The sequence below is a fragment of the Sorangiineae bacterium MSr11954 genome, assembly GCA_037157815.1.
GTDB lineage: Bacteria > Myxococcota_A > Polyangia > Polyangiales > Polyangiaceae > Pendulispora > Pendulispora albinea.
In genome coordinates this window covers 4,389,893-4,401,954 of record CP089984.1, presented here as the reverse complement: position 1 = coordinate 4,401,954, position 12,062 = coordinate 4,389,893, and the positions used below count along the sequence as shown (strand labels likewise).

The window sequence follows — 12,062 nt, the reverse complement described above, 5'->3', positions numbered from 1 at the left end:
AGCGCCTTCGGGCGCTTCGTTCGAGCACGTCGAGCGGATCAAGCGGGTCGGGCTGGTCAAGCTCGCGAGCTCGAAAGATGAATGGGTTGGGCGTGGCCTCGGGCAAGGTCCATCGCTCGAGCCTCAACCCGTGTGCCGCGCGTATGGATGCGCAGCGTTTCGCGTTCACGCGCGCAGAGCACTCGGGCAGGCTCGATGCGGGGAGCCGTGGCGCGCCCTTTGGCGGATGTCGCGGTAACGCAGGGGTCTTTTATGAATCGTTGGGTTTTGTTTGCGAAGGTGGCAGGGTTTGCTGCATCGGTCGCGCTCGCGCGTGAGGCGCGGGCGCAGTGCACGGATGTCACGCGGGAGACGGTGGTGGCGTGCGCGCTCGCCCGCAGCATGACGGTGCGCGCGGAGGAGCGCGGCGTGCGCGCGGGCGAAGGAAGGCGGGAGGCGGCGTCCGTCGTTTTGCCATCGAATCCTTCGCTGTCGCTCACCTTGGGCACGCCGACGGATCTTCCGATGCGGCAGGCGAATACGCTCTATAGCGCCACCCTCTCGCAGGAGCTGGAGATCGCAGGGCAGCGCGGGGCGCGGGTGGAGCAGGCGGAGGCGCAGCAAAGCGCGCAACGCCATCGCCTGGTGGCGGCGCGGCGCGATGTGGCGGCGGCGGCGCTGTCGGCCTATTTCGATCAGCTCGCGGCGGTGGAGGGCGAACGCATCGCCGAGCAGCTCACCAAGCTCGCCAGGGCGCTCAAAGGGTACGCCTCGGCGCGCGCGCAAATTGGGCTGGCGGCGCCGGTGGACGCCGTCCTCGCCGAGTCGGAGGCGACGCAGCTCACCACCTTGGCGCTGGAGGCGGAGCAGCGGAGGGTGGAGACCGCGACCTTGCTGACCATGTTGGTCGGGGGCGATCCTGCCTCCCAGCGTGCGCGCGCCATGGGGAGCTTGACGCCGGTGGCGGTGCGCGAAGCACCGACGGCCGCGCTGACGGCGACGGCGTTGGCGGGAAAACCCGAGATCGCCGCCGCCGTGGCCGAGCGCCGCGCGGAAGAAGCGCGCGCGCGGGTGCTCCGGCGCATGCGCATTCCCAACCCCACCGTGTCGATCTTCCTTCGCCGCGATTGGCCCGAGGAGCGCGGCTTCGGAGTCGGTCTGTCGTTCCCGATTCCCCTGCCCTCCCCGGTCGGACGAACGAACGCCGGCGAGATCGCGGAGGCGAACGCCCTCGCCGAGCGCGCCGAGGCCGGCGCCGAGCAGCTGCGGCGCGAGACGGCGGTGCAGGTGGTGCAAGCCGTCGAGGCCTTCTCCCGGCGCAAGCGCGCCGCCGAGCAGTTCGATCCGGAGGCCGTGCGCAAGGCGGAGATCGCCCTCGGCGCCATCGCCGACGAAGTCGCCGCGCAAAAGCTCGCCTTGCGCGACGCGCTCATCATGCAACGCTCGCTCATCGATTTGCTCTTTGGTTCGGTGGAGGCCCGGCGAAAGCTTTGCCTCGCCTCGGTGGAGCTCGCCCGCGTGACGGGCGTCGCCTTGGAAGGGAGCGCCCGATGAACCGCACCACGCTCGCCCCGCCCGCCGCGCGCCTCGCCGCATGCGCCGCGCGCCTCGCCACCCGCGCCGCGCGCCTCGCCGCATGCGCCGCGCTCATCACGTTCTTCCCCGCGTGCTCCAAGACGAAGGCCGCGGAGGAAAAGCCCGCCGCCAAAGCGCCCGCCGCCGCGAAACCCGCGAAAGCGCCCACCGACCACCCCGAGCACTCCGACGAACCCGAGCACGAAGAGCTCCCGAAGCGGGTCAAGCTCACCCCGCGCGCGGTGGCCGACGCCAAAATCGAAACCGCGCCCGCCGCGCGCAAAGTGCTCGCCAACGTGCTCGAGCTCCCCGGCGAGATCGCCGCCGATCCGGATCGCATCGCCAAGATCGCGTCGCCCGTCGCCGGACGCCTGGAGCAGGTGAGCTTCCGCGAAGGGAGCACCGTCCAGAAAGGCGAAGTGCTGGCCGCCGTCCGCGTGCCGGATTTTGCGCGCGCCAAGGCCGATCTCGCCGGCAGCGTCGCGCGCGCACAAGCCGCGAAGCTCAACGCCGATCGCTTGACGGAGCTCGCCTCCAAGGGCCTCGCCGCCGATCAAGAGGTCCGCTCCGCGCGCGCCGAGGCCGACGCCCTCGACGCCCAGGCCAAGGCCGCCGGTGAGCTGGTGCGCGCCATGGGATCGCCGGGCGACGCGGTCAGCTCGCGCATCGTGCTCCGCGCGCCCATCGCCGGGGTGGTCACCCGGCGCGACGCGGTGGTGGGGCAGCCGGTGAGCACCGAGGCCACCATCGCCACCATCGCCAACCTGTCGGAGGCTTGGTTCCTCGGGCGCGTCTTCGAGAAAGATCTCGGGAGGCTCCGGGTTGGCTCGGCCACCGAGGTGCGGCTCAACGCCTTTCCCGATCAGCCCTTCGCCGGAAAGCTCGAGTACATCGGGCGCGAGATCGACCCGGTGGCGCGCACCCTCACGGCGCGGGTCCGCCTCACCAACGAGGAGGACCGCCTGCGCATCGGGCTCTTCGGGGTCGCCAAGGTCGAAATCACCAGCGGCACCCCGCGCACCGCGGCGCTGGTGGTGCCCCGCACGGCGGTGATCGACGCCTTCGACAAGAAGATCGTGTTCGTGCGCGAGGCCGACGGCGACTTCGAGCTGCACGAGGTGGTGCTCGGCGAAGGGGCGCTGGGCGAGGTGGAGGTCGTCTCCGGCCTTCGCGAGAACGAGCCGGTGGTCGTGCGCGGCGCGTTCACCCTCAAGAGCGCCGTCTTGCGCGGCACCCTGGCGGAGGCCGAGTAATGCTGGCCTTCCTCTCCGCGGTCGTCCGCTTCTCGCTGCACAACCGCGCCATCGTGGTGCTCGGGACCTTGCTCCTCGTGGCCGCCGGCATCTACGAGGCGCTGCGCTTGCCCATCGACGCCGTGCCCGACGTCACCAACGTGCAAGTCCAGGTGATCACCTCCGCCCCCGCGCTCGCGCCGGTGGAGGTCGAACAGTACATCAGCGTGCCGGTGGAGCGCGCCATGGCCGGCGTCCCGCGCGCCACCGAGATTCGCTCGATATCGAAGTACGGGCTCTCCGTGGTGACCATCGTCTTTCGCGACGGCACCGATATCTACTTTGCGCGCCAGCAAATCGGCGAGCGGCTGCGCGAAGCGCAAGACAATGTGCCCGATCGCTACGGCAAGCCTTCGATGGGGCCCATCACCTCGGGGCTGGGCGAGATTTATCAATTCACCGTGCGCAACGAGCGCCTCTCGCTCATGGAGCTGGAGGAGGTCCTCGATTGGCAAATTGCCCCGCAGCTGCGGATCGTGCCCGGCATCGTCGAGGTCAACAGCTTCGGCGGTCAGGATCGGCAATACCAAGTGCGCCTCGACCCCAAGCGCATGCAGGCCGCCGGGGTGTCCATCGCGCAAGTGGTGACCGCCCTCGAAAAATCCAACGCCAACGCCGGCGGCGGTTACATCGAGCGCGATCGCGAGCAGTTCGTCATCGGCACCCGCGGCCTGGTGAAGAACCTCGACGATCTCGGCAAGGTCGTCATCGGGTCCACCCCGCAGGGGGTGCCCATTACGGTGGCCACCGTGGGGGACGTGGAGTTCGGCGGGCGCCTGCGGCGGGGCGCGGCCACCATGAACGGCGAGGGCGAGGTCGTCATCGGCGTGGCCCTGATGCTCCTGGGGGAAAATTCGCGCACCGTCACCGAGGCCGTAAAGGAGAAGCTCGCGGCCATCCAGGCCTCGCTCCCGCCGGGCACGCGCATCGAACCGTTCTACGACCGCTCCACCTTGGTCTTGCGCACCATCAAGACGGTCGGAAAGAACTTGGCCGAGGGCGCGGCGCTGGTCATCGTGGTGCTCCTCTTGCTGCTGGGCGACGTGCGATCGGGCCTGGTGGTCGCGGTGACCATCCCGCTGGCGCTGCTCTTTGCGATCATCGCCATGAACGCGCTCGGGCTCTCGGGGAACCTGATGAGCCTCGGCGCCATCGACTTTGGGCTCATCGTCGACGGCGCGGTCATCATCGTGGAGAACGCCGTGCGCCGGCTCACCGAGCGCCAGCGCGCCATGGACCGGGCGCTCTCGCCCGACGAGCGCCGCGACGTGGTGGAGGCCGCGACCCTGGAGGTGCGCTCGGCCAGCGTCTTTGGCGAGACCATCATCGCCATCGTCTATTTGCCGATCCTCACGTTGTCGTCCATCGAGGGGAAAATGTTCCGGCCCATGGCCATCACCGTGCTCCTCGCCCTCCTCGGCGCCTTCCTGCTCTCGCTCACCTTGGTGCCCGTCCTGGCGAGCTATTTCGTGCGCCCCCACGAGGGCGAAACATGGATCGTGCGCAAGGTGCACGAGCGCTATGTCCCTGCGCTTCGTGCATGCATGCGCCATCGGCTCTGGACGGTGGGGGCCGCGGTGGCCGGCCTCGCGGTGGCCATCGGGCTCGCGGGCCGGGTCGGCGCCGAGTTCGTACCGCAGCTCGACGAGGGCGATTTGCTGATCGAGGCGCGGCGCCTGCCGGGCATCTCGCTCACCGAGTCCAACGCCACGGCCACGCGGCTCGAGCGGGTCGCGCGCGAAATACCGGAGATCGATCACGTGGTCACGCGCACGGGCGCGCCCGAGGTGGCCACCGATCCGATGGGCATCGAGCAATCGGACGTCTACCTCGGCCTGAAGCCGCGCGAGAGGTGGCGAAGAGGCTTATCCAAGGAGGCGCTGGCGAGCGAGCTGGAAGAGCGATTGGCGGCCGACGTGCCCGAGATCGCAGCCGCCATTTCACAGCCGATTCAAATGCGCACCAACGAGCTGGTGGCGGGGGTGCGCTCCGACGTGGCGCTCCTGGTCTACGGACGCGATCTCGACGAGCTCCGACGTTTGGCCGAGCGGGCCGCCGCGTCCATCCGGCGCGTCGATGGGGCGGTCGATGTACGGGTGGAGCAAACGGCGGGGCTCAAGTACCTGCGCATCGAACCGGATCGGGCCAAGCTCGCACGCTACGGGCTCACGGTCGACGATGTCAACCAAGCCGCCGAGACCATGGCCGTGGGGCACAAGGCGGGCGACGTCCTCGAAGGCGAACGGCGCTTCGACATCGTGGTGAAGGTCCAGCTTGCGACCGGCGGGGAGCTCGAGTCCTTCCGTGCGCTACCGCTTCGTTCGGTCAGTGGACAGATCGTCCCCCTGGGCGACGTGGCGGATCTGGCGTTCGTGGACGGCCCCGCCGCCATCAACCGCGAAAACCAGTCGCGCCGCATCAGCGTGGAGTTCAACGTGCGCGGTCGGGATCTGATCTCGGTGGTGCGCGACGCGCAAGCCATGGTCGGCCGCGATGTCGTACTACCGACCGGCTACCGTGTGGAGTGGGGCGGTCAATTTTTGCACTACCAGGAGGCCAAGGGCAAACTCGCGATTGTGGTGCCGCTCTCGCTGGCGCTCATTCTCTTCTTGCTCTGGCTCGCCTTTCGTTCCGTGCGATTGGGGTTGGTCATCTTCCTCAACGTCCCCTTCGCCGTGGTCGGCGGGGTGGTCTTGCTCTGGGCCCGGAGCATCCCCTTCTCGATCTCGGCGGGCATCGGGTTCATCGCCCTTTTCGGGGTGGCGGTCCTAAATGGTCTCGTACTGGTATCATTCGCCAAGCACCTGGAGGAGCAGGGCAAGGAGCGGGTGGTGGCCATGCGCGAGGCGGCCGAGGAGCGCCTGCGCCCGGTCATGATGACCGCGCTGGTGGCCTCGCTGGGGTTCCTTCCGATGGCCCTCTCGACGCAGCCGGGGGCCGAAGTTCAGCGACCACTGGCGACGGTGGTGATCGGAGGGCTCGCGACTGCTACTCTTTTGACGCTATTCGTCCTACCAGTGATTTACACTTTTTTTGCCGCAAAGCCCCACGAGGCGCCGTACGCTGAGGGGTGATAGGCTCCCTTACGGATGGATCCCCTGGGCAATCCCATCGCCGAGCGCATCGCGGAGAAACTCGCCGCGTATCTCGGCCCCAACACGAGTCGCGTGGCCGTGAAGACCTTCACGATCAAGGCGCTCGGCCGTGGTCCTGAGACGCTCAAGCTCGAGGACGTGCCGCAGCTTCAAGCGGCGCTTCGCCCCATGCTCCGCACCTTCGTGGGCCGCGCGTACGCGGAGGTGCTGTTGGGGCAGATAGGAAAAGAGCTTGGCCTATGAGCATACCGCCGCCGAGAAATGCGGACGCTCGTAGTCCCCAATTTGGTCTTCGAGACCCCAGTCTGCGCCGGCTTACCTTGCTCGTGCCCGCTTGGGTCTTCGTGCTCGTGCTGGGGGCGGCCTTGCTACCGGCCTATGTGCTCCCGGCGTTCTTTCGCATAAGCAACGAGTCGCTCAAGGTGCTGGCCGTGTCCGGGTGCCTGCTCGCCGCGTTCGCCTTCCAACCCGGCGATTACCTGCGGCGCGGCTGGTTCTACCAGGGCGCGTGCTTCGCGTGCTTGCTGGTGCGCGACACCACCTTGATCCCCGGGTTCGACACCGCCCGCGATATCCACCTCGTGCGCGCGCTGCTCGCGGCCGCCGCCAACGCGTTTGGCGTGGCGAGCTGTTGGCGATTCGGCCGCGCATGGGCCGTGGCCGAGCTCCCCGACACCGACCGAAGCCGGCTTCGCGCGTACCTCGCGGCGGGCGGCTTGGCGGTGCTCTTCGGATGCGGCTCGCTCGCCATCCACGTGCGCGCCGCCGTTCAAGGCGATCCGGCGGCGTTCGTGAGCATTGCGTCGCAAGTGGGCGATCTGATCGGCTTGTGCCTGATCGCACCGGTGCTCCCCACGGCGCTCGCGCTTCGTGGCGGCCGGCTGGCGTGGCCGTGGATCATGCTGACCGCCAGCTTTCTAGGCTGGCTTGTCTACGACGGGTTCATGGCGGCCACCAGCGTGTTCCCCGTGAGCCCCCTGCTGCGCAAGACGGTCGGGGAATCCTGCCGCGCCGTCGCGCTCATTTTCACCTTGGCGTCGGCGATCGCGCAGCGCCGGGTGACGTCGGGCGAGCTGCTCAGCGCTTCTTCAGGGAGTTCGGGGAGCGAAAACGCGCCCTCGTCCCAGCATTAATAATACTAAATTCGCGAATTTTTCAACATTCTTGAACGGATGCGGCGCGATTCCTAGCTTTCGCCCCCATGGCAGCGGAAAACATCGGGGTACGGTCGCAAGCCCGCGCTGTGCGCGAGTTGACGGCCGGGGAATGGATCATCGTCGCCGAGCAGAAACGGCTGGCGGCTGCGGCGCGTGAAGCTGCGCGACGAGGAAAGGCAGGCGCTCCTCCGTATTTCGCACATATGCGGATCTGCTCCGCGGGGCGGGCGCGCGATGTGCTCCTCGGGCTGGACTCGCACATCGATACATCGGCCGAAGGGGGTATCACCGTGGTCGACTACCGGCGCGCGCCGATTGCCGAGGTCTTTTTTGCGTGCGAGCCGGGCGACGAGTACGAAATCGAGGTAAACGGCCGCACCGTGACCGGGATCCTCGAGCGGCGCCATTTGGTCACCTTCGAAGAGGACGAACCTTCGGCCATCACCGTCCCCAACGGAGCCTTGCGGCAGGTGGACGGCACCTGGCGCTTCGAAACCGGCGTGCTCCTGCCCACCTTTTCGCGCGCGCCGGGGCAGCCGCTGGCCGTCGATCTGTTCGGCCGCGGTCCGGATTTTCAGCGCAACATGGCCGCGCTCTTGAGCTCCGACCAGACGGCGCTCCTCGAGCGCGATCCCAATGAGACGGTGCTGGTGCTGGGCGCGGCCGGCTCGGGGAAGACGACGGTCGCCATCCACCGGGTGGCGAGCATCGCGCGCGCGCGCAAAGGCGACTTCGACCCGAAGAAGGCGCTCGTGATCGTGCCCGAGGCGGGGCTCCGCCACCTGGCGGAGCGGATGCTGCGCGATCTGGGGCTCGACGCGGTGGCCGTGCGCACCTTCGACGATTGGATCCGCGCGGAGGCGCGCCGCATCTTTCCATGGCTGCCCGCCCGCGAAGCGCCGGAGACCCCGCTCGGCGCGCGCCGGATCAAGCGCCACCCCGCCCTTTTTTCGGCCATCGACGCGCTCCTGGACCAGCGCACCCGGGAGCTCGCGGCCCGCATCGACCGCGTGCACGCGGGCCGGGGGGCGATTCAGCGCGCCCTCGAAGCGCGCCGTGAGCCCATCCTGGAGAAAAGGCTCGAGCGCGGCGCGGTGGAGGTGCTCGCGGCGGCCAGCCCCAAGCAACGTCCGCTCCTCGAAGAGGCCTTTCGCGAAGAGCTTCGAAAGCTCGAGGACGTGCGCGAGGATCTCTACGCGCTGGTCGGCGATCGCGCGCTGCTCGCGCACGCCGTTCGCGATTCGGGCGGCGATCTCACGCGCGCGGGGGTCGAGCAAACGGCGGAGCACACGCGGCGGCAGCTCGATGAGCCGAGCGAAATTCGATTTGCCCATGTGGACGCCGATCGGCTGGTGACCCTCGACGGGCGCTCGCTCGACGATGGCACCCCCGACGCGGTGGCCGGAACGGTGGACATCGAGGACTACGCCGTTCTGTTCGAGCTCCTCTGGCGAAAGACGGGGCGTACGCAGACGCGCGCGGGCAAGCTGCGGCGCGCGCGCCACCTGGTGGTCGACGAGGCGCAGAGCCTGACCTCGATCGAGCTGCGGGTGCTCGGACATGCCCTGCACGGCAACGCGACCATCGCCGGAGACGAGGCGCAAGTCATCGATGGTGACGGTTATTTCACGTCGTGGGACGATACCCTCTCCGCATTGGGCGTGCGCACCACGGCGAGCTACTTGAAGACGTCGTACCGCTGTCCGCGGCCCATTCTGGACGCGGCGTACGCGATCCTGGGCCCCGAGGCGGCCGCCGCCAAGCCCGCGGCCGTGCGGGACGGCGGCCCCGTCTTGCACACGGTGCTGCCGAACGAAGGCCACGCCGCGGTGTTCGTGGCCGAGGCGCTGCGCGGCCTCGCGCGCACCGAGCCGCGCGCGATGGTGGCGGTCATCGCGCACGACGCGGCCACGGCGCGGGCCGTTCACGACGTGGTGGCGCGCGCCCTGCCCGCCCGGCTCGTCCTCGATGGCGATTTTGCCTTTGCGCCGGGGGTGGAGATCACCGAGGTGGCGCAGGTCAAAGGGCTGGAGTTCGATTACGTGATCGTGCCGGACGCGAATGCCCCGAGCTATCCAGATACCCCGCTGCACCGGCGCATGCTGCATGTTGCGCTGACGCGTGCCATCCACCAGGTGTGGATCCTTTCGCCGGGTGAACCTTCGCGGTGCCTCGCCGGCGGTACGTGAAGTTTGGTGAAGGCGCCGCCGGGGGCCTGGACCGTGCTTTGGGCGGGGATTAAGTGCAGGGGGTGCCCCTCTACACGAATCTGGATGGAACCACCCCCGACAAAGGCCTCGGCGAGCTTCTCAAGTGGAACTGGAACCGCCCGCGCCCCGAGCGCGGCTTCCTGCCCCCGCGCATGGAGAACGATGGCGCGCTCATCGCGTCCTCCGCGCCATCGTTGACATGGGTCGGCCACGCCACCTGGCTGATGCGGCTGGGCGGAGAGCTCATTGCAACGGATCCCATTTGGTCGACGCGGGTGGGGCACATCAAGCGCACGTGCCCTCCCGGGGTCGCGCTCGAGCGTATCCCGGTGCCCGACATCGTCACCATATCGCACTCGCACTACGATCACCTGGACATCCCAACCTTGCGCCGCATCGGCCCCGATGCGCTCTACATCGTGCCAAAAGACGTGGGCGAGGTCCTTCGCCGCGCCGGTCTGCCGCGCATCATCGAGCTCGGTTGGTGGGAGACCCACCGCGAGGGCGACGTGGCCATCACCTTGGTGCCTGCGCAACACTGGTCGGCGCGGCTTCCATGGGATCGCAACCGGCGGCTATGGGGCGGTTTCGTCTACGAGAGCCAGGACGGGACGGCGTACCACGCGGGGGACACCGCCTTCAAAGAGGAGGTGTTCGCGCAGATCGCCGGGCGGTTCCCGGCGATCGACTACGCGCTCTTGCCCATCGGGGCCTACGATCCGACGTGGTTCATGCAAGCGCAACACATGGGGCCCGAGGAAGCAGGGCGCGCATGGGAGATCCTGAATGCGCGCACCCTGGTGGCCATGCACTGGGGAACCTTCCGTCTCACCGACGAGCCCATGGGCGAGCCGCCCCAGCGCCTCCGGGCGTTCTGGCAGGAACGCCAGCACGATCCCGAGCGCCTCTGGATCTTTCCCATCGGTGAAACGAAACGGCTCGCGCCGGCCGCGGTCTAATCGCGGTCTAATCACGTCTTAATCGCGGTCTAATTGCGATCGCGAAACGGGACCACGTGGGCGAGGAAACCTTCCCGCTGCGTCGCGGGACAGGCTTCCAGGTCGAGGTCCTCGTCATCGCACATGACATCGCTGGGGCTCCGGGCGGTGGCCGCGCGAACGAGCCAGATCTCCAGCTGATCGAGCTCGGTGCACCCAAACACCCGATTGCGCATCTCGACCGTGATGGGCACGCCGCGCGCCTCGAGCACGATGAGGACATTGTGGGCCATCGCCTCGAGCCACCCGTGCGCCTTGCCGAGCTGCCACAACACCGTTTCGCCTAGCGCCACGTGAGGGCTACCTCATGCCCAACGGGAGTCGACGAAGTGAACGCATTCATCCTATGCCCAAACCTCATGCTACCTCCTAGCCAAGAGCACAAACGCAGCACCTCATGAGGTGCCCCTTGGTCGCTCTCCCTTGATGTAACCGCCGCGGATCGAAAGCAGGCACCCTCCGGCGATTCTTTTTTTTCGAGGGAACCGCTAATTTTCTATCGGCGGCCGAACCTCAGGCCTCGCGCTCGACCTCAGGCCTCGCGCTCGACCTCAGGCCTCGGCCGGTGTGAGCGCGAGAACGGCTGCGCCGCCGAGCGACATCACGATCACATAGAGCATGGCGGATGTGGGGGAGACGGCCCAGAGGCTTCCAACCAAGACGCTCGAGAGCAGATCGCCCAGGCCGTTGACCGTCGCGAGGATGCCAAAGCCGGTACCTCGAACCTCGGCGGGGAGGTAGCTCGCGGCCGTGGAGCTCTCCACCGTCTCCCAGGCCCCCATATAGGCACCGGAGGCACCGAAGACGATGGCGAACTTCACGAACGAGTCGCCGGGGACGAGCAGCGCGGCGGCCGGAAAGACCGCCAGGGCATATCCGCCCGCCAGCACATAACGCTTGTCGAAGCGGTCCGCGAGCATGCCGCACACCGAACAAGATAGCGTGTAGACCACGTTGTAGCCGACATAGAACCCCACGGCGAGGGTGGCCGCGCGCTCCAGACCGAAGCGCGGTGTCCAGGCTTGCGTGGCCCATAGGATCAGGAGCGTATTCGAAAAGTCGCCCAGGCCGGCCAAGCCGACGCCCAGCAAAAAGCGTCGAAAGCGCGGCGGCAAGCGCGAAAATCCACCGAGGAGCGAGGCTTTGGGGCGCGGCGCGTGGGGCTTTTCCTTTACGAGGAAGACAATCAAGAGCGCGGCGATGAGCCCGGGCACCACGGTGAGCAAAAACGTCGCGCGCACGCCGGCGGTGGCCACGAGAAGCAGCGCCACCAGGGGGCCCACGATGGCGCCGGCGCTATCCATGGAGCGCTCGAATCCAAACGCGCGGCCGTAGGTCTCGGGGGTCGTTGCCTCGGTGAGCAGCACATTGCGCACGGGGCTGCGCGCTCCCCGCCCCAGCCAGCCGGCCACCCGCCCCACGAGCACGTGCCAGCTTTGGGTCGCGAACGCGAAGCTCGCCATGCCCGCGGCGGTCAGAAAATAACCCACGACGGCGAGCGGTTTGCGGCGCGCGAGGCGATCGCTGTACAGCCCCGATACGAGCTTGGCGAAGCTCGATACCGCATCGGACAGCCCTTCGATCCACCCGAGCACCGCCGACGATGCCCCAAAGGACGCGAGGAGCGCCGGCATGGCCGCCGTGGCCATTTCATGCCCCACATCCGAAAAGAGACTCGCCAGTCCAATGGCCACCACGGCGCGATCGATCCAAGGAACCCGGGGCGCGGCCATGGGGGCGAGTGTAACCTTGACGC

Annotated in this window: 9 protein-coding genes; 7 read left to right on the top strand and 2 right to left on the bottom strand. The window is 68.1% G+C overall.

The genetic code is table 11. The features are described from left to right. The first annotated feature begins 252 nt into the window (after positions 1 to 252). The 7 genes from LZC94_17325 (at position 253) to LZC94_17295 (ending at position 10,267) form a co-directional block, all read left to right on the top strand. Entirely contained in the window at positions 253 to 1,533 is a 1,281-nt protein-coding gene (locus tag LZC94_17325) for a TolC family protein (protein ID WXB18986.1), read from the top strand. Continuing rightward, the gene (locus LZC94_17320; protein ID WXB18985.1) at positions 1,530 to 2,807 is read left to right on the top strand and encodes an efflux RND transporter periplasmic adaptor subunit; all 1,278 of its coding nucleotides are present in this window, start codon (positions 1,530 to 1,532) and stop codon (positions 2,805 to 2,807) included. Before LZC94_17325 ends, LZC94_17320 begins: the two co-directional genes overlap by 4 nt. Next, positions 2,807 to 5,920: a CusA/CzcA family heavy metal efflux RND transporter gene (locus LZC94_17315; GenBank protein ID WXB18984.1), complete on the top strand. Its 3,114-nt coding sequence runs from the start codon at positions 2,807 to 2,809 to the stop codon at positions 5,918 to 5,920. The genes LZC94_17320 and LZC94_17315 overlap by 1 nt, the downstream gene beginning before the upstream one ends. 15 nt (positions 5,921 to 5,935) lie before the next feature. Continuing rightward, positions 5,936 to 6,184 carry a hypothetical protein gene (locus LZC94_17310; protein ID WXB18983.1) on the top strand — a complete coding sequence of 83 codons (249 nt, stop codon included), beginning with the start codon at positions 5,936 to 5,938 and terminating at the stop codon, positions 6,182 to 6,184. A gap of 83 nt (positions 6,185 to 6,267) precedes the next feature. Continuing rightward, positions 6,268 to 7,074, top strand: a complete 807-nt coding sequence (locus LZC94_17305; GenBank protein ID WXB18982.1) for a hypothetical protein — start codon at positions 6,268 to 6,270, stop codon at positions 7,072 to 7,074. Between the two features lie 68 nt (positions 7,075 to 7,142). Then, entirely contained in the window at positions 7,143 to 9,287 is a 2,145-nt protein-coding gene (locus tag LZC94_17300) for an ATP-binding domain-containing protein (GenBank protein WXB18981.1), read from the top strand. Positions 9,288 to 9,349: 62 nt separating this feature from the next. Then, the gene (locus tag LZC94_17295) at positions 9,350 to 10,267 is read left to right on the top strand and encodes an MBL fold metallo-hydrolase (GenBank protein ID WXB18980.1); all 918 of its coding nucleotides are present in this window, start codon (positions 9,350 to 9,352) and stop codon (positions 10,265 to 10,267) included. A 29-nt stretch (positions 10,268 to 10,296) separates the two neighbouring features. Here LZC94_17295 and LZC94_17290 read toward each other — a convergent pair whose 3' ends face one another. Together LZC94_17290 and LZC94_17285 are read right to left on the bottom strand one after the other, a co-directional pair. Continuing rightward, positions 10,297 to 10,599 carry a hypothetical protein gene (locus LZC94_17290; protein WXB18979.1) on the bottom strand — a complete coding sequence of 101 codons (303 nt, stop codon included), beginning with the start codon at positions 10,597 to 10,599 and terminating at the stop codon, positions 10,297 to 10,299. 258 nt (positions 10,600 to 10,857) lie between these two features. Continuing rightward, positions 10,858 to 12,039: an MFS transporter gene (locus LZC94_17285; GenBank protein ID WXB18978.1), complete on the bottom strand. Its 1,182-nt coding sequence runs from the start codon at positions 12,037 to 12,039 to the stop codon at positions 10,858 to 10,860. Positions 12,040 to 12,062: the final 23 nt, after the last annotated feature.